Annotated in this window: 13 protein-coding genes, 4 tRNA genes and 3 rRNA genes; 5 read left to right on the top strand and 15 right to left on the bottom strand. The window is 36.0% G+C overall.

The features are described 5' to 3' along the window. Positions 1 to 4: 4 nt before the first annotated feature. The 3 genes from NYQ10_RS16935 to NYQ10_RS16945 are packed head-to-tail and all read left to right on the top strand — an operon-like array spanning position 5 to position 2,323. On the top strand, positions 5 to 538 hold the full coding sequence (locus tag NYQ10_RS16935; RefSeq protein ID WP_289877403.1) for an anti-sigma factor: 534 nt from the start codon (positions 5 to 7) through the stop codon (positions 536 to 538). Continuing rightward, a complete protein-coding gene (locus NYQ10_RS16940; RefSeq protein ID WP_289877404.1) occupies positions 522 to 1,580 on the top strand; it encodes a hypothetical protein in 1,059 nt (352 codons plus the stop codon). Before NYQ10_RS16935 ends, NYQ10_RS16940 begins: the two co-directional genes overlap by 17 nt. A gap of 20 nt (positions 1,581 to 1,600) precedes the next feature. Beyond that, the gene (locus NYQ10_RS16945) at positions 1,601 to 2,323 is read left to right on the top strand and encodes a head GIN domain-containing protein (protein WP_289877405.1); all 723 of its coding nucleotides are present in this window, start codon (positions 1,601 to 1,603) and stop codon (positions 2,321 to 2,323) included. Between the two features lie 115 nt (positions 2,324 to 2,438). Here NYQ10_RS16945 and NYQ10_RS16950 read toward each other — a convergent pair whose 3' ends face one another. From NYQ10_RS16950 to NYQ10_RS16975, 6 genes are all read right to left on the bottom strand, one after another. Continuing rightward, positions 2,439 to 3,761 carry an MFS transporter gene (locus NYQ10_RS16950; RefSeq protein ID WP_289877406.1) on the bottom strand — a complete coding sequence of 441 codons (1,323 nt, stop codon included), beginning with the start codon at positions 3,759 to 3,761 and terminating at the stop codon, positions 2,439 to 2,441. A 161-nt stretch (positions 3,762 to 3,922) separates the two neighbouring features. After that, on the bottom strand, positions 3,923 to 4,732 hold the full coding sequence (locus NYQ10_RS16955) for a M48 family metallopeptidase (RefSeq protein ID WP_289877407.1): 810 nt from the start codon (positions 4,730 to 4,732) through the stop codon (positions 3,923 to 3,925). Between the two features lie 83 nt (positions 4,733 to 4,815). Further along, a complete protein-coding gene (locus NYQ10_RS16960) occupies positions 4,816 to 7,215 on the bottom strand; it encodes a glycoside hydrolase family 31 protein (protein ID WP_289877408.1) in 2,400 nt (799 codons plus the stop codon). 204 nt (positions 7,216 to 7,419) lie between these two features. Then, positions 7,420 to 9,324 (bottom strand): 1,4-alpha-glucan branching protein GlgB, encoded by a 1,905-nt coding sequence (gene glgB, locus NYQ10_RS16965; RefSeq protein ID WP_289877409.1) that lies wholly within the window; start codon positions 9,322 to 9,324, stop codon positions 7,420 to 7,422. A 41-nt stretch (positions 9,325 to 9,365) separates the two neighbouring features. After that, positions 9,366 to 10,646 (bottom strand): glucose-1-phosphate adenylyltransferase, encoded by a 1,281-nt coding sequence (locus NYQ10_RS16970; RefSeq protein ID WP_289877410.1) that lies wholly within the window; start codon positions 10,644 to 10,646, stop codon positions 9,366 to 9,368. Continuing rightward, positions 10,643 to 12,064, bottom strand: coding sequence for a glycogen synthase (locus tag NYQ10_RS16975; RefSeq protein WP_289877411.1), 1,422 nt, complete (start codon positions 12,062 to 12,064; stop codon positions 10,643 to 10,645). Before NYQ10_RS16975 ends, NYQ10_RS16970 begins: the two co-directional genes overlap by 4 nt. 114 nt (positions 12,065 to 12,178) lie before the next feature. On the opposite strand from NYQ10_RS16975, the gene NYQ10_RS16980 reads away from it, so the two are divergent. Continuing rightward, positions 12,179 to 13,045 (top strand): alpha/beta hydrolase, encoded by an 867-nt coding sequence (locus NYQ10_RS16980; protein ID WP_289877413.1) that lies wholly within the window; start codon positions 12,179 to 12,181, stop codon positions 13,043 to 13,045. A gap of 50 nt (positions 13,046 to 13,095) precedes the next feature. Further along, positions 13,096 to 13,740 carry an endonuclease III domain-containing protein gene (locus tag NYQ10_RS16985; RefSeq protein ID WP_289877414.1) on the top strand — a complete coding sequence of 215 codons (645 nt, stop codon included), beginning with the start codon at positions 13,096 to 13,098 and terminating at the stop codon, positions 13,738 to 13,740. 4 nt (positions 13,741 to 13,744) lie between these two features. On the opposite strand, the gene NYQ10_RS16990 is transcribed toward NYQ10_RS16985, so the two are convergent. The 9 genes from NYQ10_RS16990 to NYQ10_RS17030 all read right to left on the bottom strand — a co-directional run bounded on the left by NYQ10_RS16990 (position 13,745) and on the right by NYQ10_RS17030 (position 20,149). Further along, complete coding sequence (locus tag NYQ10_RS16990) at positions 13,745 to 14,179, bottom strand: nuclear transport factor 2 family protein (protein WP_289877415.1); 435 nt, start codon at positions 14,177 to 14,179, stop codon at positions 13,745 to 13,747. A 10-nt stretch (positions 14,180 to 14,189) separates the two neighbouring features. After that, positions 14,190 to 14,642 (bottom strand): DUF1569 domain-containing protein, encoded by a 453-nt coding sequence (locus NYQ10_RS16995; protein ID WP_289877417.1) that lies wholly within the window; start codon positions 14,640 to 14,642, stop codon positions 14,190 to 14,192. Positions 14,643 to 14,754: 112 nt separating this feature from the next. Further along, positions 14,755 to 14,840, bottom strand: a tRNA-Leu gene (locus tag NYQ10_RS17000). Positions 14,841 to 14,846: 6 nt separating this feature from the next. Beyond that, a tRNA-Phe gene (locus NYQ10_RS17005) sits at positions 14,847 to 14,919 on the bottom strand. Between the two features lie 69 nt (positions 14,920 to 14,988). Further along, positions 14,989 to 15,098: ribosomal RNA gene (gene rrf, locus NYQ10_RS17010) — 5S ribosomal RNA — on the bottom strand. A 146-nt stretch (positions 15,099 to 15,244) separates the two neighbouring features. Continuing rightward, positions 15,245 to 18,126 (bottom strand): 23S ribosomal RNA (locus NYQ10_RS17015). Between the two features lie 129 nt (positions 18,127 to 18,255). Next, a tRNA-Ala gene (locus NYQ10_RS17020) sits at positions 18,256 to 18,329 on the bottom strand. A gap of 107 nt (positions 18,330 to 18,436) precedes the next feature. Then, positions 18,437 to 18,510, bottom strand: a tRNA-Ile gene (locus NYQ10_RS17025). 125 nt (positions 18,511 to 18,635) lie between these two features. Continuing rightward, positions 18,636 to 20,149, bottom strand: a 16S ribosomal RNA gene (locus tag NYQ10_RS17030). The 16S, 23S and 5S rRNA genes sit together here with 4 tRNA genes alongside, the layout of an rRNA operon. Positions 20,150 to 21,146 lie beyond the last annotated feature (997 nt).

Here is a 21,146-nt window from a genome sequence, read left to right on the forward strand (position 1 = left end):
GAATATGAAAAATGAAAAAGACAATTTAGACGAATTATTCAGCAAATTTGAGAATCAATGGGATATTCAGGAATTAAATTCTGATCACCAAATGGATTTTCTACAGAAATTAAATAAGAAACAGCCAAAGAAAAAATATTGGTTTGTAACGGCTATTGCCGCTTCGATTGTGTTAATGCTTGGAGTTTCAATTTTTTATAAAAATGAAAAACCTAAAGAATTCAAATTTGCTTCTAAAGAAACTAAACGAACTGATTCTATTTTCAACATTTTGATTGATAATGAACTGGTTAAATTGAAAGAAAAAAGTTCTCCAGAAAATGAGCAGATTATTAATGATGCATTAAAACAAATGAAAACTTTTGATGCCGATTACCAAAAAATAATAAATGAACTGCAAAAAAACGGAGAGAATAAACAGATTATTTACGCTATGATAAGTAATCTGCAAACGAGAATTTCTTTTTTGCAAACCGTTTTACAAAGAATTGAAGAAAACGAAAAATTTAAAAACACAACTGATGAAAAAACACTATAACTTACTAATCTTATTGCTTTTGATTCCTTTTTTAGGATTTTCAAATGATGATGCTTTTATCACCAAACAAAAAACAATAAAAAAAACCTATATCGTAAACTCCAATGCCGGAATTGACGTTAATAATAAATATGGAAATATTACTGTAACCACATGGGATGAAGATAAAATTGATCTCGATATAACTATTAAAGTTAACGGAACAAACGAAAATTGGGTAAATGAACGTCTTAACAGTATTGATGTTGACATTACAGCGCTGAAAGGAATGGTTTCTGCGGTAACCAATTTAGGAAGCTCAACTCTTAAAAGTAAAGGCAGCAACAATAGTTTTGAAATTAATTATGCTATTAAAATACCCAAAAACGGTTCTATAAAACTAATTAATAAATATGGCAACATTTCGGTTCCAAATGCGTCATCTTCGACAGATATAAACTGCAAATACGGAAAGGTTGATTTAGGAAGACTAAACGGTCCAAGTAATCAAATAGAAATTGCATATTGCCAAAGTTCTAGCATCGATTATATTAAAACTGGAAATATTAATGCTAGATATTCTGGCTTGAAAATCACGGATTCAGGAAATCTAAATCTTGATGCCAACTACACTGATGTAAATTTGAATGAAGGCGAAAATATTAAATACAGCTGTAATTATGGAACTTTTAAATTTCAAAAAATCAATTCCTTAAATGGTTCAGGAAATTATTTGACTGTAATTGTCGGCGAAGTTTCAAGCAATTTTACATTCGATACTAATTACAGTAAAATCAATATTGGCACAATGAATGATAAAGCAGGAAATGTTTCTATTTCTTCTGGATACACCGATATTTCTATTGGTTACTCGACAAATTATGCCTTTGATTTTGATATTTCTACTAAGTATTCTAATATAAAACATGATAATACTTTAGATATTTCTGTTTCTGAAGTAAAAGGCAACAGCAAAAGAATAAGCGGTTTCTACAAGAAAAAAGGACAAAATAAAGTCAACATAAATTCAAATTACGGAAACGTATCATTAATAAAAAATTAATCATCAAATAAATCAAAACCATGAAAAAAATTAATCAATTAATAGTTTGTGCAACATTTTTAATTGCCTTAACAACTAACGCTCAACAAAAAATTGACGGAAACGGAAATGTTGTAACCGAAACAAGAACAACTTCAGAATATGACGCAATAAAAATTTCTGGCTTTTTTGATGTGGATTTAATTGCTGGAAAAGAAGGAAAAATTACAATTGCGGGCGAACAAAATATTATTTCAGCAATTGTAGTTGAAGTTGCAGAAAATACTTTGAAAATTTATGCAAAAAAAGGCATGAATTTACGCCCTAGCAAAGGACAAAAAGTAGAAATTACTGTTCCATTTGAAAAAATATCAGAGCTTAGTCTTTCTGGTTCAGGTGATATTACTGCGGAGAGCCCTATTAAAAATGATAAATTTACAGCAAAATTATCAGGTTCAGGAGATATTGATTTAGATATTACTGCAAATGAATTTGATTTAAGTCTAAGTGGTTCTGGAGATATAAAATTAAAAGGGAGTTCAGATAATTTAGTTATTAAACTTTCTGGTTCAGGAGATGTTGAAGCTGCAAGCTTAAAATCTAAAAATGCCAATATTACTGTTTCTGGTTCAGGAGATGTTAAAGTAAACTGCAATGAAAGTTTGACAGCCAGAGTTATTGGTTCGGGGGATATAAAATATACAGGAAATCCTGAGAAACGCGATGTAAAAGTTTCTGGTTCAGGAAGTATTTCAAAAGCATAAAACTAAAATAAAGCTCAATGATAAAAGATTTTTTTAAATCATCAAATCAAAAACGAACTATAAGTCCTCTTTTATCATCGAGCTTTTATTTTAAAATATTAAAAAAAAGAGGCGCTTAAAGCGCCTCTTTTTTATGTACTCTTCTTAAAAGAAATATTGCTGTAACGAAAAAGATTCCTAAAATTACAATTGCCGCGCGCGGACTTCCTGTAATCTGATCGATAATTCCGTAAACACACATTCCGATTACGATTCCGATTTTTTCGGCAACATCGTAAAAACTAAAAAATGATGCCGTATCTTCTGTCTCAGGCAATAATTTTGAATATGTTGATCTTGACAAAGCTTGAATTCCTCCCATAACAAATCCCGCAATAGTTGCCATTACATAAAAATGCATTGGTAGAAAAATAAAATAAACAATTACACAAAAAACAACCCAAATAGCATTAATTCCGATAAGAGTAGGAACATTTCCAAATTTAGCAGAAGCTCTTGATGTTAAAACAGCACCAACAACAGCAACAAGCTGAATTATTAAAATACAAATAATCAAACCAATTGTACTTTGCTCCTTCGATTCCCATTGAATTTCTTGCGCTCCGAAATAAGTTGCTACTAACATTACAGTTTGTACTGCCATACTCGAAACAAAAAAACCTCCTAAATAACGTTTTAATGGAATATTTTCTTTCAGTAAATCCCAAACTTTCTTTAATTCTTTAAAACCATTAAATACCACAGTTTTTGTCAGTTTTTGTCCTATTTCTTTACTTCCTTTTGGTAAATAATAATAAGTATATTGGCTAAAAAGTATCCACCAAACTCCTACCATAACAAAAGAATAACGCATAGCTTTCATTGCTGCTTCTCCGTCTGTTCCAGAAATTCCAAATATTTTTGGTTTCATAATCATCGCTAAATTGATGATTAACAAGATAACGCTTCCAATATATCCCAAAGAATATCCTTTTGCGCTAATTCTATCTTGCTGATCTTCAAAAGCAATATCTGGAAGATAAGAGTTATAAAAAACTAAACTTCCCCAATAACCCAATAAACCAAGGAAATAAAAGGCCAAACCAACATAAATATTTTCAAGATCGAACCAATATAATCCCATACAAGAAAGTGCTCCTAAATAACAGAAAAACTTCATAAAAGATTTCTTATTTCCTACATAATCAGCAATTCCTGATAACAAAGGAGAAATAAAAGAAACAACCATAAAAGCAAAAGCAGTTATAAAACTAATTAATGCAGAGTTTTTAAGATGCATTCCGAAAACATCAATATAATGATCTCGGTCTGAAAATAAAGCTTCATAAAAAATTGGAAATACTGCCGAAGCAATAGTAAGCGTATAAACGGAATTTGCCCAATCATAAAATGCCCAAGCATTTAATAATTTCTTATCTCCTTTTTGTAGGTTTTTCATCGAAAATGATTTTGTTAATGCGCTACGAATTTATCTAATTTTTATCATAATCAAAGACAAATTATTCAATTCGTGTATTATTAAATCATCAACTTGACTAAAAAGAAAAAAGCTATTCGAAATTAAATAGCTTTTTAAAATTTTCTATAAATAAGTTTTCCTTATTTTATTGTTCCGACTTTTAACGCAATTGCTTTTGCTTCAGGAATTAATGCTTTTATATTCGCAATTCTTGTTGCGTCAGAAGGGTGTGTGCTCATAAATTCTGGTGTTCCAGATCCTCCAGATTTTGCAGACATTCTGCTCCAAAATGCAACGGCATCTTCCGGATTATATCCTGCAATTGCCATTAGAGTTAAACCAATTTTATCTGCTTCACTTTCGTTGCTTCTGCTAAATGGAAGCATTACACCTACTTCTGTTCCCATACCGTAAGCTTGAGAAAATATTTCTCTAGTTTGAGCAGATTTATTTGTTGTTGCAGCGTCTAGAACTGCTCCTCCTATTTGCTGTAATTGCGCTGCACTCATTCTTTGCGCACCATGATTTGCTAACGCATGCGAAACTTCGTGTCCCATAACGGTTGCTAAACCAGATTCATTTTGTGTAATTGGCAAAATTCCTGAGTAAACAACAATTTTTCCTCCTGGTAAACACCAAGCGTTAACTTCTTTATTATCAACTAATTTATATTCCCAACGGTAATCTTTAAGATATTGAGATTGACCTAAATATGCCAAATATTTTTCGGCAGCCATCTTGATTTTATATCCAACATTTTCTACAAGTTTTGCATCTGATGTTCCTGTGATAACTTTATTTTCAGATAAAAACGTACTGTATTGCTGAAATGAAGTTGGAAAAAGTTCGCTATTTGAAACAAAATTTAAATTCTGTTTTCCAGTAATTGGATTAGTAGCGCAAGCCACTGCAAGCGCTCCAAAAATTCCTAAAAAGAAATATTTTTTCATATTTAAAGCTATTTTCTAACAAAAATACAATTATTACAAAATACTATTTTATACAATAAGGCAAAAAAATATCACAATTTTAACTATTCTCCAACAATATGAAGCTCATTGAACTCTTTATCAACAATTAAGAATTTATTCTCTTCAAAATTTATTTTATCAAATTCAATTTTTTCATTGTCTATTTCAATCTCTGTTACTTTAAATGGCAAACCGATTAAATTGATTTTATATTTGGTATATGGCGTTTCGTATTTACCTTCTTTATGAAGTTGGATAATTAATTCTTTTTCTTTTCCGATACTTCTTAACGACAAGAAACTATAACGTCCTTTTTTATAATCGTAACCATCTTGAGCATCTTCATAAACAGCAGAATTTTCTTTTCCGTTTTTATAATAAACGTCAAGCGTTAATTCGTCAAATTCTAGTTCTCCAACATATTGCTGAACAGGATATTTAGGAATAATGGCTCCCGCTTTTACAAAAACCGGAATTTCATCAAATTTAGTATCAATCCAGATTTCTCTTCCACCAATAAAAAGTTCATTTGTCCAATAGTTATACCATTCTCCTCTAGGAATATACATACGTCTACCTACAGCATTAGGTTCAAGGATCGGACAAACTAATATTTGATTTCCGAAAATAAATTCGTCGTTACGATAATGTGTTTGAGTGTCGTCTTGATCGTAATAAACCAAAGGTTTCAGCATTGGAATTCCTTCTTCAATATACTGCCAAAACATGGTGTACAAATAAGGCAATAATTGATAACGAAGACTTACAAATTTTCTAGTGATATTAATTACTTCTTCGTCAAAAGCCCAAGGTTCTTGATTACCATGATCTCCAGAAGAATGCGTTCTGCAAAACGGATGAAAAACACCTAATTGAATCCAGCGTGCGTATAATTCGCCCGTTGGCTGTTCGGCAAAACCTCCAATATCAGAACCTGTAAATCCCATTCCTGAAATTGACAATCTTTGCACTTGAATATTCGCCAACCACAAATGTTCCCAAGTCGCAACGTTATCTCCAGTCCAAGAAGACGTATAACGCTGTGCGCCAGAATATGCTGATCTTGTAATTACAAAAGGACGTTTCGGATAAACAAAACGTTTTACACCATGATAAGTGGCTCTCGCCATTTGCGTTCCGTAAATATTATGCGCTTTTCTGTGACTGCAAGGATTTCCATCGTAAACGTGACGAACATCCATCGGGAAAGTTTTATTTGGAACTTCCATAACAGCTGGTTCATTCATATCATTCCAAACACCTTTTACGCCAATATCTGAAATTAATTCTTTAAATAATCCTGCCCACCATTCTCTAACTACGGGATTTGTATAATCTGGAAAATTACATTCTCCTGGCCAAACTTTCCCTTTCATATAAGGTCCGTCGGCTCTTTTGCAGAAATAATCTTTTTCTAAACCCTCTTTATAAACCCAATAATCTTTATCAATTTTAATTCCTGGATCTATAATTACAATGGTTTTAAAACCATCTTCGGCCAATTCAGCGACCATTTTTTTCGGATCTGGAAAATAGTTTTTATTCCAAGTAAAACATCGAAATCCGTCCATATAATCAATATCCAAATAAATGGCATCGCATGGAATTTGTAATTCTCTAAATTTTGAAGTGATTTCTTTGACTTTACTTTCCGGATAATAACTCCATTTACATTGGTGATATCCTAAAACCCAAAGTGGTGGCAATTCTGGTTTTCCAGTTAAATCTGTATATGTAGTTACAACATCTTGCATTTGAGGTCCGTAAACGAAATAATAATTCATCTCGCCTCCTTCTGCCCAAAAGCTTGTAATATTTCTTCTTTCTTGACAAAAATCAAAAAAAGTTCTAAAAGTATTATCAAAGAAAATACCGTATGCTTGTTTATTATGCAAACCAATATAAAATGGAACAACTTTATATAGAGGCTCTTGATCTTTTTGATAAGCATATTGATCTGTAGCAAAATTCTCGACTCTTTTTCCTTTAAGGTTCATCTGAGTCGCTTTATCTCCAAGACCGTAGTAACATTCACCGTCTTTAGAATATTTACTCATTTTTACAATATTCCCACCGTACTCGTAACTTTCTTCCCAATGAAACCCTAATTCATCTTCTAGAATTAAGAAATCATTTAAATCATAAACCGAAAGTCGAAGATCTGCTTTTTGAATTTTGCATTTTACTTTACTGGTTCTAATCTGAAAATAGGTTTCTTCTTCTGTGACTTCTAAAAAATTATAGCCGTGAAGTTGCGTTTTATCTATTGCATACGAAAAATCATTACTAAAATACCCTTTTGTAGTAAAACGGAATCTGATTAAACTATCGCGAAGAATGGTAACTTTTAAGATTACTTTATTATCTGTGTTGAAAAAAACAGAATCTCCTTCATGTTCGTAAGAAACAATTTTTGATGGATATAAATCTCCTTTGTATTCTAATGATGTATTTGTAATCATATCTTCACTGAATTAATTTATAGCTTTTTGTCTTTCTTTCAAACATACAAAAAAAGAAGATAAAGCCCTATGAATAAAAGGTTTATTCACGAAAACGTTTTTTCTGAATGCCTTTCAATTTACAAAACAAAAAATCAACAATTTGATAATTTTTAAAGGAAAAAATAACAAATTGTTAGCTTAAAATTGATTGTAAGATTTTTATTAAGTCAAAGAATAAACGGTAACACTTAAAGGAGGCAAAATTAATTCGACTGAAAAATCTCTTCCGTCGTAAGATTCGGATTCGATTTTTAGTGATTTTGAATTTCCAACTCCACTTCCACCGTAAGTTTCAGAATCACTATTAAAAATCTCTTTTAATTTCCCTTTTTTTGGAATGCCAATTCTATAATTTTCTCTCACAACTTGGGTAAAGTTGCAAACTACAATTAGATTCTCTTCAGGATTATTTCCTTTTCTAATATAAGACAAAACCGCATTTTGATGATCGGAATAATTAATCCATTCAAAACCTTCTCCTGAAAATTGTTTTTCGTATAATGCTGGCTGAGATTTATATAATTGATTCAAATCTGTAATTAATCTTTTTATTCCTGAATGAAAATTGTATTGCAATAAATGCCAGTCAAGACTTTGTTCGAAATTCCATTCGCCAGTTTGACCAAATTCAGCTCCTTGAAATAATAATTTTGTTCCGGGATGTGTGAACATGTAACCGTATAATAATCTCAAATTTGCAAAACGTTGCCATTCGTCGCCTGGCATTTTATAAATAAGCGATTGCTTTCCGTAAACGACTTCATCATGAGAAAACGGAAGCATAAAGTTTTCAGTAAAAGCGTAAGTCATAGAAAAAGTCAAATCGTTTTGATGGTATTTTCTATAAACTGTATCTTTTTGAAAGTATTTCAAAGTATCGTGCATCCATCCCATCATCCATTTCATTCCGAAACCTAAACCACCAAAAGAAGTTGGTCTTGAAACCATCGGAAACGAAGTGCTTTCTTCGGCAATTGTTTGAACCCCATGAAAATTAGCGTAGATTACTTCATTAAATTCTTTAAGAAAGCTTATTGAATCTAGATTTTCTCTTCCACCATAAATATTAGCTTCCCATTCACCATCTTTTCTAGAATAATCAAGATATAACATCGAAGCAACGGCATCAACTCTTAATCCGTCAACGTGGTAATTTTGAAGCCAAAAAACAGCGTTACTAATTAAAAAAGCTCTAACCTCATTTCTTCCGTAATTAAACACAAGACTTTTCCAATCAGGATGATATCCTTTTCTACGGTCCGGATGTTCATATAAATGTGAGCCATCGAAATAACCTAAACCGTGTGCATCATCAGGAAAATGCGAAGGAACCCAATCGAGAATTACACCTATTCCTTCCTGATGTAATTTATCTACAAGAAGCATAAAATCTTGCGGTTTTCCAAAACGAGAAGTTGGAGCAAAATAACCAGTTAATTGATATCCCCAAGAAGGATCATAAGGATATTCCATCACTGGCATAAATTCTACATGAGTAAAACCCGTTTCTTTAACGTATTTTACTAAGTCATCTGCCAATTCTAAATAGCTTAAAAAACGATTATGTTCTGCTCGTTTCCAAGATCCTAAATGCACTTCGTAAACAGAATACGGTTTATCTAAACCGTTTTTATCTTTACGGTTTTGCATCCAATTTTCATCTTTCCATTTATAATCTAAATCCCAAACTACAGAAGCTGTATGTGGTGGTTTTTCGCAATATAAAGCGAAAGGATCAGCTTTTTCTGTAACTACACCATTTATGCTAGATTGAATTTTATATTTATAAAGAGCACCTTTTGAAATTTCTGGAATAAATCCTTCCCAAATTCCAGATGAATCCCAGCGAACATTCAAAACATGCTCTCCACTATTCCAATAATTAAAATCGCCCACAACAGAAACAGAATGCGCCGTTGGAGCCCAAACTGCAAAATAAACGCCCTTTACTCCATTAACTTCAGTTAAATGCGCACCTAATTTTTCGTATAATTTAAAATGTTTGCCAGCTTTAAATAAATCAATATCAAAGTCGGTAAAGAGAGAATGTGCGATTACTTTAGTCATGTTAGGTTTTTAAGGCAAAAATTAAAATTGAAATTGAAAATTTATTCTATTCTGAAATTATCTGACAAGGTTACTCCTTTTTTGATAACTACAATTCCGTCTTTAATACTATATAATTCGTTTGTAAAGTTATCTAAATGTTTTCCTCCAGAAATATGTACATTATTTCCAATTCGGACATTTTTATCAATTAAGGCATTATTGATGTAGCAATTTTCACCAATTCCTACGTGAATTTTACTGACACTGCTTTCTTGATTTAATTCATCTAAATCTTGGTAAAAATCGTTACCCATTACGTAACAATTTTCTAAAACAGTTCCTTCTCCAATTCTAGAACGAATTCCAATTACAGAACTTTTAATTTCTTTCGCATTAATAATACAACCTTCAGAAATTAACGATTGATTAATAATTGAATTTCTGAATTTTGACGGAGGAAGTAATCTTGGTCTAGTAAAAATTTTATTTTCGTTATCAAATAAATTGAATTCTGGAATATCAGCCGTTAAACCAATATTTGCTTCAAAAAACGATTCGATATTTCCAATATCAGTCCAATATCCCTCATATTGATAACTTAAAATTTTATGTTTTCCAACGGCTTGCGGAATGATTTCTTTTCCGAAATCTTTCGTTTCCTGATTGCCCATTAATTCTTCCAATAATGGTTTGTTGAAAATATAAATTCCCATCGAAGCAAGGTATTTTTTCCCTTTTTCTTGCATGTGTTCACTCACTTCAGATTCCCATTCAGGCAACAATGAAGCATCTGGTTTTTCGATAAAAGCATGAATATTATTTTCATGATCTGTTTTAAGAATACCAAATTCTGGAGCGTCTTTAGCGTTAACAGGCAAAGTTGCAATAGAAATTTCGGCATCGGCAGCAATATGAGCTTCTAACATTTCATTAAAATCCATTTGATACAATTGATCTCCCGAAAGAATTAACGCATGATCAAAATCGTGTTTTAAGAAATGTGACATACACTGTCTAACAGCATCTGCCGTTCCCTGAAACCAAGTCGGATTATCTGGAGTTTGTTCTGCCGCTAAAATATCAACAAAAGATTGACTAAAAATGCTGAAATTAAACGTGTTTTTGATATGTGCATTTAATGAAGCCGAATTAAACTGTGTTAAAACAAATATTTTAAAAATATCAGAGTTAATACAGTTTGAAATCGGAATATCAACCAAACGGTATTTTCCTCCAATCGGCACAGCAGGTTTTGATCTTGTTTCTGTTAATGGGAACAAGCGCGATCCTTGTCCTCCTCCTAAAATAATGGCAACTACATTTTTCTTTTTAAATTTCATTTTGGCTGAATTATTAAGTTGTATATTTCGATATATTCTTGGCACACTCTTTCCCAGGAATGATCTGCTGACATTCCTCTTTTTAAAACTTTATTGAAATTTTCTTTATCATTATACAATTTTACTGCACGATTTATAGAATAAGTAATATCTGCAACCGAAGCTTGATCGTGACAAATTCCGTTTCCATCGTCTCCATAATCTACAATAGTATCTCTCAGACCTCCAGTTCTTCGCACGATAGGAATAGTTCCGTAACGCATTGCATACATTTGGTTTAAACCACAAGGTTCAACTCTTGAAGGCATTAAAATGTAATCCGAACCTGCGTAAATTAAATGAGCTAAATCTTCATTATAGCCTATAAAAACGTTATAATTTCCTTTATAATCATTTCTTAACTGTGTTAATTGAGATTCTATTTCTGAATTTCCTGAGCCTAAAATCAGAATATTAATTTCTTCAAAATTTTCAGACAAAGCTAAAGCTGAAGCATGTGGCAATAAATCGCCTCCTTTTTCTTCAAACAATCGTCCAATAAAACTAAACAAAGGTTTTGAAGAATCTAAATCAAATTGCTCGCACAGTTTTTCCTTATTCTTTGCTTTTCCTACTTCAAAATTTTCTATAGAATAATTTTCAGCAATCATTTTATCTTTCAACGGATTCCAAACTTCAATATCGATTCCATTCAAAATTCCTCTAGATTTATTTCGAACAGAATTAAATAAAGACTCTAAACCATTAGCATACAGATTAATTTCATTCAGATAGCTTGGCGAAACCGTCGTTACAGCATTGGCACATTTTACTCCAACAGCCAACGAATTAATTGAATTATTCCACTCTAAAAATCCAACATGTTTCAAATCAAATTCTGGCAAATAATACAATTTATCAAAACCAAACCAACCTTGATATAACCCGTTATGAATTGTAATAACCGTTTTTACATCTTTCAGGCTTTCATATTTATAAGCAAATTGTAATAAAAACGGAACTAAACCTGTATGATGATCATGACAATTTATAACATCAGGAACTTTATTTCTGGCAATAATCCAATCTAAAGCAGCAATTTGAAAAGACAGAAATCGTTCAATATCATCTTCATATCCATAAACATTCGGTCTATCAAATAATTCATTAATTTCTATCAGATATAATTCATAACCTAATTTATCGGTAGTTTCTTTTAAAACACTGAACGGAAAAACAAAATTCCCAAGTTTAATTGTCCCCCAATGAACACATTCAAAATCATTTTCCTTTCGAAATTTCGTATCATAACAAGGAACGACTACTCTTACATCGTGACCAGCATTACTCTGGTATTTAGGCAAAGCACCAACAACATCTGCAAGTCCGCCAACCTTTGCCATTGGATAACATTCTGCACTAATATGAAATATCTCCATTCAAAATTAATTTAGGATACTTTTTAAGAAGCGATTATTAAAATACTACTTTTATGTTTTTTAAATTTAGCAAAAAAACAAGCAGAGTTTTGCTCCAAAATAAGTTTTATCGAAATGGCAAAAAAGACAACCAATCCTACTAAATCATTAAAAATTCCAGCAATAATTATAGTATCTGCGAAAATATGCGCATTTATTTCTACAAAATTAGCTACACAATTTGCTGCAAAAATCTTTACAACGCCAATAAAACATAAAGTTCCAAAGCGTGAATATGAAATGGATTCTAAAAGCGTAAAGAAGACAATTTATGTTCCAAGCATTGATAAAAGTGTTATTACCTATTTGTACGGCGAAAGCAAACAAAAAATACTATTAGTTCATGGATGGTCTGGAAGAGGAACTCAGTTATTTAAAATAGCAGATGAACTTTTACAAAAAGGATATTCAACAGTTAGTTTCGACGCTCCAGCTCACGGAAAATCTGAAGGAAAAACTACAATTATGTCTGAATTTATAGCTTCAATTTTAGAAATTGAAAGACAATTTGGACCTTTTGAAATCGCAATCGGACATTCATTGGGAGGAATGTCTGTTTTAAACGCCATAAAAGACGGACTTGTTGTAGATAAAGCTGTAATTATAGGAAGTGGTGATATTGTACAAGACATTTTGGATGAGTTTGTTTTTAAATTAGGTTTGAAAAAAGAAATAAGTCAAAATCTGAGAGATTTCTTCGAAAATAAATATCAAGTAAAAATGGATGATTTTTCAGCATATCGTGCGGCAAAAAAAATTGAAAATCCTGTTTTAGTAATACATGATAATGATGATCCAGAAGTTTCAGTAAAAGCAGGAATTCATATAAATGAAAATCTTAAAAACGGAAGTTTATTTTTAACCACTGGACTGGGACATAGAAAAATTCTAGGAAATCAAAATGTTATTAAAAGAATTCTTGATTTTATCAAAAATCAGTAACTTTACTTACATAAAAAATTGATTTACAAAAACTTATAAGTAAATAAAAAATGGATTTATTTGGAGAAACATTAGATTGGGAAACTAAATTGAAACCCATTTTAAAAAAATATAAAGGAAAGAAACATCCTCTCGAATACCATAGCACTTATCAATTATTAGTGATGGTAATTCTTTCTGCACAAGATTCTGATGCTAATATTAATAACATCGCTCCTATTTTATTTGAAAAATATCCAACTTTAAATACACTTTCAAAAGCTGATTTTGAAACTTTACTTCCTTATATTAGCAAAGTTCGTAATCACGCTACAAAAGCCAAATGGATTTTAGAAATTGCTCAAACTATTAAACAAGACAAAGATATTCCATTAACAATGTTAGGATTAACGTCTCTAAAAGGTGTAGGAAGAAAGTCTGCAAATGTTATTTTAAGAGAAACCAATAAACCTGCAGAAGGAATTATTGCCGATTTACATGTAATTCGTGTCGCGCCAAGAATCGGAATTATTAAAGAGAGCAAAGATGGAAATAAAGCAGAAAAAGATTTAATGCTGGCGCTACCTAAAAACATATGGTCAGAAATTGGAATGGCAATTTCTTTTTTAGGAAGAGAAACTTGCAGGCCAAAACCAAAATGCACAGAATGTCTTTTAACAGATATATGTTTATATTATGCAAACGAAGTAGCGTAGCAATTTATTTTCTTCTAGTATCTATCAAATAAATTACTTTCCAAGATTCCTTTTCTTTAAACAATGTAAAAGCATTAACTCCAGAATGACTTAATTTATCGTTGATATAAAACTCATATGGAGTCCAGACATGTGCCATTGAACCATTAATTTGAATTGAATAACTCAATATTTTCTCTTGAAATTTCATATTCGAAGGAATTGAAGCTATTGATTTATAAAATTCCTTTAAACTTTCTTCATTCAATTTATTTCCTTTGATACTATTCTCACTAATCGATTGCAAAATCATTTTATCTGAACACACAGATTTCATTTTTGTCGAATCTTTTTGATGAAATCCCTCAAAAAAGAGTTCAATAGTTTTTTGAACTTCTTGTTTTTGAGCATTAGAATTTAATCCTAAGAAAATAAAAAAGATTAATATATAAAATTTCATAGAAATAATTTTAAACATTAAATTGAGAAAGATGATGATCTAAATGTTTAGCAAACATATTATTCCATTCTTTTGAAGTTAATTTTCCAAACGAAAGAGATTCCTTTCCTTCGAATTCTTTTTCTCCGAGTTGTTGTGTTCTGTTTATATAATCAATAAGTCTACTTTTTTCAAGTTCAAAATCACGATTATTGCTAATAATAAATTGAGGTGCAGTTCTAATATTCCTAGGATAAGGAATTGCGTTTACTACTTTATTTTTAATAAATGACTTTAAAACGAATCGTAAAAAACTATTAGGTTTTGGATGAACATCATCGTAAACCATTTCATACATAACATTACAATGAGCAAGCATTTGATCTACAGACATTTTACCCCAAATTGGCTGAGAATCATTTTTCAATTGATTAATGCGATCAACAAACTCTTTAGAATCGTCTGTAGAAAAAATATTTTTCATAGTTAAAGAATAATCGATATACGAAAAGTAAAATTATAAAATTTAATGAGTGATGTAGTTTTTTTGGGCAAAAAAAAAACTTCAACTAGCAAAAGCTAATTGAAGTTTTTAGTACTCAGAGCGGGACTTGAACCCGCACGAACATTGCTGTTCACTGGATTTTAAGTCCAGCGTGTCTACCAATTTCACCATCCGAGCATTATGTGGTACCTCCAGGGATCGAACCAGGGACACATGGATTTTCAGTCCATTGCTCTACCATCTGAGCTAAGGTACCTTATTACTTATATTGCTATAAGTAATGATTAGAATAAAAAACCCCGTTATACAAACAGGGTTTTCAAAAGAAAGGCGACGACATACTCTCCCACATGACTGCAGTACCATCTGCGCAGGCGGGCTTAACTTCTCTGTTCGGGATGGGAAGAGGTGAGCCCCGCCGCAATAACCACCTTAAGGTCATTCGCTGCAAGCAGCTTTTTAATTAATAATTGATAATTGACAATTAATAATTAAAACAATATTTTAACATACTGAGATAAAGAAACAAATAAGTGTTTTTAGAAAGTTCTCTCCTCCCGATTGCTCGGGAGGAAAAGGGTGTGCATAAGCTTACGGATTATTAGTACTACTCGACTGTGACATTACTGCCTTTACATCTGTAGCCTATCAACGTGGTCATCTTCCACGATCCTTAAAAGAAATCTCATCTTGTGGTGGGTTTCGCGCTTATATGCTTTCAGCGCTTATCCCTTCCCAACGTAGCTACTCTGCGGTGCCCCTGGCGGGACAACAGATACACTAGAGGTTAGTCCAATTCGGTCCTCTCGTACTAGAATCAGATCCACTCAAATTTCTAACGCCCGCAGTAGATAGAGACCGAACTGTCTCACGACGTTCTGAACCCAGCTCGCGTGCCACTTTAATGGGCGAACAGCCCAACCCTTGGGACCTTCTCCAGCCCCAGGATGTGACGAGCCGACATCGAGGTGCCAAACCCCCCGTCGATATGAGCTCTTGGGGGAGATCAGCCTGTTATCCCCGGCGTACCTTTTATCCTTTGAGCGATGGCCCTTCCATGCGGAACCACCGGATCACTATGCTCTACTTTCGTACCTGATCGACCTGTATGTCTCTCAGTCAAGCTCCCTTATGCCATTGCACTCTACGCACGGTTACCAAGCGTACTGAGGGAACCTTTAGAAGCCTCCGTTACTCTTTTGGAGGCGACCACCCCAGTCAAACTACCCACCAAGCACTGTCCCCCACATCGCGGGGTTAGGCCTCAGATAAACAAAGGGTTGTATTTCAACAATGACTCCACAACGCCTGGCGACGCCGCTTCAAAGTCTCCAACCTATCCTACACATCATTTATCCAAGGTCAATACTAAGCTATAGTAAAGGTGCACAGGGTCTTTTCGTCCCACTGCGGGTAAACGGCATCTTCACCGTTACTACAATTTCACCGAGCTCATGGCTGAGACAGTGTCCAGATCGTTACACCATTCGTGCAGGTCGGAACTTACCCGACAAGGAATTTCGCTACCTTAGGACCGTTATAGTTACGGCCGCCGTTTACTGGGGCTTCAATTCAATGCTTCTCCGAAGATAACATCTCCTCTTAACCTTCCAGCACCGGGCAGGTGTCAGGCCCTATACTTCATCTTACGATTTTGCAGAGCCCTGTGTTTTTGATAAACAGTCGCCTGGACCTCTTCACTGCGGCCCCGATTGCTCGGGGCGACCTTTCTCCCGAAGTTACAGGTCTATTTTGCCTAATTCCTTAGCCATGAATCTCTCGAGCACCTTAGGATTCTCTCCTCAACTACCTGTGTCGGTTTACGGTACTGGTTCTTATTGCCTGAAGTTTAGAGGTTTTTCTTGGAAGCCCTTAGGCGCACTATCTCTTTGTCCGAAGACTCCGAGTACTATCGCATTTCACCAAACTCTCCGGATTTGCCTAGAGAGCCTATAGCTAGGTGCTTTAACGAACTATTCCGTCAGTTCGCGGCGCTTTCATCACTCCGTCACCCCATCACAGCAATAAGAAGTACGGGAATATTAACCCGTTGGCCATCGACTGTCCCTTTCGGGTTCGCCTTAGGACCAGACTAACCCACAGCTGATTAGCATAGCTGTGGAAACCTTAGTTTTTCGGTGTGCGGGTTTCTCGCCCGCATTATCGTTACTTATGCCTACATTTTCTTTTCTGACCGGTCCAGCATACCTTACGATACACCTTCTGCCCTGTCAGAATGCTCCCCTACCACTTTGCATTGCTGCAAAATCCATAGCTTCGGTAATATGTTTATGCCCGATTATTATCCATGCTCGTCCGCTCGACTAGTGAGCTGTTACGCACTCTTTAAATGAATGGCTGCTTCCAAGCCAACATCCTAGCTGTCTGGGCAGACAAACCTCGTTCTTTCAACTTAACATATATTTGGGGACCTTAGCTGATGGTCTGGGTTCTTTCCCTCTCGGACTTGGACCTTAGCACCCAAGCCCTCACTGCTGTGAAACATTATATAGCATTCGGAGTTTGTCAGGAATTGGTAGGCGGTGAAGCCCCCGCATCCAATCAGTAGCTCTACCTCTATATAACTGTCATCAGCGCTGCACCTAAATGCATTTCGGGGAGTACGAGCTATTTCCGAGTTTGATTGGCCTTTCACCCCTACCCACAGGTCATCCGAAGACTTTTCAACGTCAACCGGTTCGGTCCTCCACTGTGTGTTACCACAGCTTCAACCTGCCCATGGGTAGATCACACGGTTTCGCGTCTAACACTGCCGACTAAAGCGCCCTATTCAGACTCGCTTTCGCTGCGGATCCATGGCTTAACCACTTATCCTTGCCGGCAACGTTAACTCGTAGGCTCATTATGCAAAAGGCACGCCGTCACCCCACGAAAGGGCTCCGACCGCTTGTAAGCGCATGGTTTCAGGATCTATTTCACTCCGTTATTCACGGTTCTTTTCACCTTTCCCTCACGGTACTGGTTCACTATCGGTCTCTCAGGAGTATTTAGCCTTAGCGGATGGTCCCGCCAAATTCAGACAGGGTTTCACGTGCCCCGCCCTACTCAGGATACCACTATCTATTATGCTCGTTACCCATACGGGGCTGTCACCCTCTATGGCGCTCCTTTCCAGAAGCTTCCGGTTCCTTGCACATAAAATGCCGTGGTCCTACAACCCCAGCTATGCCGTAACATAACTGGTTTGGGCTAATCCGCGTTCGCTCGCCACTACTTACGGAATCACTTTTGTTTTCTTCTCCTCCGCCTACTTAGATGTTTCAGTTCAGCGGGTTTGCCCACCTATCGGTGTGCTATGCCTTCAGCATAGCGGGTTGCCCCATTCGGATATCTGCGGATCGATCTGTGTGTGCCAGTCCCCGCAGCTTTTCGCAGCTTATCACGTCCTTCTTCGCCTCTGAGAGCCTAGGCATTCCCCATGCGCCCTTATTTTGCTTATTGCACCAATCATAAAATCAATTATGACCGTTTTTTTTGTTTTTCCTATCTGTTAGAATCAGAAAAACGCTTTCTACTTTCTTATTATTTTCTTATCTCAATATGTCAATGAACTTTTTTCCTTTCGGAACTGTGGAGAATAACGGAGTCGAACCGTTGACCTCCTGCGTGCAAGGCAGGCGCTCTAGCCAGCTGAGCTAATCCCCCATTTTGAATCTTAGATTTTAGAATTCAGATTTTAGATTTCTAATTCTTCTCTAATTTCCTTTGGTGAATCCCAGCTTCCAGAATTTCCTTCAAATCAAGCCAAATAGTAGTCCCGGGCAGACTCGAACTGCCGACCCCTACATTATCAGTGTAGTACTCTAACCAGCTGAGCTACGAGACTCTGTTTTACTTAATTTTCATCATTTTTTTAAATTAACAGCAAGAGTAATGCAATCACGATTCCAAACCTACCGTCCGGCATCTTATTTCCCAATCGTGCCTTGCGGCTAACGGATTGGGCTCTAGAAAGGAGGTGTTCCAGCCGCACCTTCCGGTACGGCTACCTTGTTACGACTTAGCCCTAGTTACCAGTTTTACCCTAGGCAGCTCCTTGCGGTCACCGACTTCAGGCACCCCCAGCTTCCATGGCTTGACGGGCGGTGTGTACAAGGCCCGGGAACGTATTCACCGGATCATGGCTGATATCCGATTACTAGCGATTCCAGCTTCACGGAGTCGAGTTGCAGACTCCGATCCGAACTGTGACCGGCTTTATAGATTCGCTCCTGGTCGCCCAGTGGCTGCTCTCTGTACCGGCCATTGTAGCACGTGTGTAGCCCAAGGCGTAAGGGCCGTGATGATTTGACGTCATCCCCACCTTCCTCACAGTTTGCACTGGCAGTCTTGTTAGAGTTCCCGACATGACTCGCTGGCAACTAACAACAGGGGTTGCGCTCGTTATAGGACTTAACCTGACACCTCACGGCACGAGCTGACGACAACCATGCAGCACCTTGTAAACTGTCTTGCGAAAGATCTGTTTCCAAATCGGTCAGTCTGCATTTAAGCCTTGGTAAGGTTCCTCGCGTATCATCGAATTAAACCACATGCTCCACCGCTTGTGCGGGCCCCCGTCAATTCCTTTGAGTTTCAAACTTGCGTTCGTACTCCCCAGGTGGGATACTTATCACTTTCGCTTAGCCACTGAAGTTGCCCCCAACAGCTAGTATCCATCGTTTACGGCGTGGACTACCAGGGTATCTAATCCTGTTCGCTACCCACGCTTTCGTCCATCAGCGTCAATCGATTGGTAGTAACCTGCCTTCGCAATTGGTATTCCATGTAATCTCTAAGCATTTCACCGCTACACTACATATTCTAGTTACTTCCCAATAATTCAAGTCCTGCAGTATCAATGGCCGTTCCACCGTTGAGCGATGGGCTTTCACCACTGACTTACAAGACCGCCTACGGACCCTTTAAACCCAATGATTCCGGATAACGCTTGGATCCTCCGTATTACCGCGGCTGCTGGCACGGAGTTAGCCGATCCTTATTCTTACGGTACCGTCAAGCTCCTTCACGAAGGAGTGTTTCTTCCCGTACAAAAGCAGTTTACAATCCATAGGACCGTCATCCTGCACGCGGCATGGCTGGTTCAGGCTTGCGCCCATTGACCAATATTCCTCACTGCTGCCTCCCGTAGGAGTCTGGTCCGTGTCTCAGTACCAGTGTGGGGGATCTCCCTCTCAGGACCCCTACCCATCGTCGCCTTGGTAAGCCGTTACCTTACCAACTAGCTAATGGGACGCATGCTCATCTTTCACCGTTGTGACTTTAATTATAAGATGATGCCATCCTATAATGCTATGAGGTATTAATCCAAATTTCTCTGGGCTATCCCTCTGTGAAAGGCAGATTGCATACGCGTTACGCACCCGTGCGCCGGTCTCAGATTCCGAAGAATCCTACCCCTCGACTTGCATGTGTTAAGCCTGCCGCTAGCGTTCATCCTGAGCCAGGATCAAACTCTTCATCGTATATTTTTATATTATTATGCGATGCTTTTCCAGTCGGTTCTTTTCGAATCTCTCGATTCCATTACTCTTATTTTTTCTGTTTTGAAATCTCTTTCAAAACGGCTGTCAATTCAATATGTCTACGAACGTGTCTTCTTTTGTTTTTCGCTTATCTCTCAAAGCGGGTGCAAAACTAAAACTTCTTTTTATTTCCTGCAAGAAAAAATTCAAAAAATTTGAAACTTTTTTTTCGTTTCCCTTTTCCCATTTTCCCTTCCAATCTATCAATGAACCTTCCCTGTTTTGCGGGGTGCAAATGTAAAACCCTTTTTCTTTTCCTGCAAGCTTTTCCGAATCTTTTTTTTTTCGAAAATCTCTTCCCTTTCGATTCTTATCCCTTTGCAGTATTTCGATGAGCGTCTTGCTGATTGCGGGTGCAAAAGTAGAACCTTTTTCCAGTTATACAACACTTTTGCACCTCTTTTTTTCGCCTTTTCTCAAATTATTTTTTAACTTATTGATAACGGCTTCTTTACGTTTCGAAGTTTTTCCATCCTTTGTGGCGTTTTTCTGAATCCGCATGCACTTTTGGTTATTTTCCGGGTTTTCCCGACAGCGGTTCTGGGGATTTCCCAACCTTTAAGGCTCTTTTATCAGGAAAGCCTAAATCCTGAAATGCGCTTTTAATCCCTATCTGCTCCCGAAATGGATCTTCAAGCCTCTTTTTCCGCTGATGCTTCTTCCCAAGACGCGATCCATAGCCCCGATAGTCCCGAAGCTTCGGGAGGAAATCCTTTTTGCGGCGGGGTTCGCCCCAAAAAGATTGCAGCGCATAGCGGGAAACAGCTCCTTATAAACATTAAACCAATCAAAATCTTTCCTTTTCTGTTTTCCATATGCTTTGCGCATAAGACGCACTGCCGTGCGCCTCTACGGAAAATCGGAATTTAATTCTGTCCTTATATATATGTATAAAAAGAAAACCGACAGGTTTTTCAAATCTGTCGGGTTTTATACT

This window comes from Flavobacterium johnsoniae (assembly GCF_030388325.1).
Taxonomy (GTDB): Bacteria; Bacteroidota; Bacteroidia; order Flavobacteriales; family Flavobacteriaceae; genus Flavobacterium; species Flavobacterium johnsoniae_C.

Excerpts from the sequence above, each read along its gene's own strand:
- NYQ10_RS16970 (WP_289877410.1), bottom strand. The coding sequence starts at position 10,646 with ATGAAATTTAAAAAGAAAAATGTAGTTGCCATTATTTTAGGAGGAGGA.
- glgB (WP_289877409.1), bottom strand. The coding sequence starts at position 9,324 with ATGACTAAAGTAATCGCACATTCTCTCTTTACCGACTTTGATATTGAT.
- NYQ10_RS16960 (WP_289877408.1), bottom strand. The coding sequence starts at position 7,215 with ATGATTACAAATACATCATTAGAATACAAAGGAGATTTATATCCATCA.
- NYQ10_RS16985 (WP_289877414.1), top strand. The coding sequence starts at position 13,096 with ATGGATTTATTTGGAGAAACATTAGATTGGGAAACTAAATTGAAACCC.
- NYQ10_RS16975 (WP_289877411.1), bottom strand. The coding sequence starts at position 12,064 with ATGGAGATATTTCATATTAGTGCAGAATGTTATCCAATGGCAAAGGTT.
- NYQ10_RS16955 (WP_289877407.1), bottom strand. The coding sequence starts at position 4,732 with ATGAAAAAATATTTCTTTTTAGGAATTTTTGGAGCGCTTGCAGTGGCT.
- NYQ10_RS16940 (WP_289877404.1), top strand. The coding sequence starts at position 522 with ATGAAAAAACACTATAACTTACTAATCTTATTGCTTTTGATTCCTTTT.
- NYQ10_RS16995 (WP_289877417.1), bottom strand. The coding sequence starts at position 14,642 with ATGAAAAATATTTTTTCTACAGACGATTCTAAAGAGTTTGTTGATCGC.
- NYQ10_RS16980 (WP_289877413.1), top strand. The coding sequence starts at position 12,179 with ATGGCAAAAAAGACAACCAATCCTACTAAATCATTAAAAATTCCAGCA.
- NYQ10_RS16990 (WP_289877415.1), bottom strand. The coding sequence starts at position 14,179 with ATGAAATTTTATATATTAATCTTTTTTATTTTCTTAGGATTAAATTCT.
- NYQ10_RS16945 (WP_289877405.1), top strand. The coding sequence starts at position 1,601 with ATGAAAAAAATTAATCAATTAATAGTTTGTGCAACATTTTTAATTGCC.
- NYQ10_RS16935 (WP_289877403.1), top strand. The coding sequence starts at position 5 with ATGAAAAATGAAAAAGACAATTTAGACGAATTATTCAGCAAATTTGAG.
- NYQ10_RS16950 (WP_289877406.1), bottom strand. The coding sequence starts at position 3,761 with ATGAAAAACCTACAAAAAGGAGATAAGAAATTATTAAATGCTTGGGCA.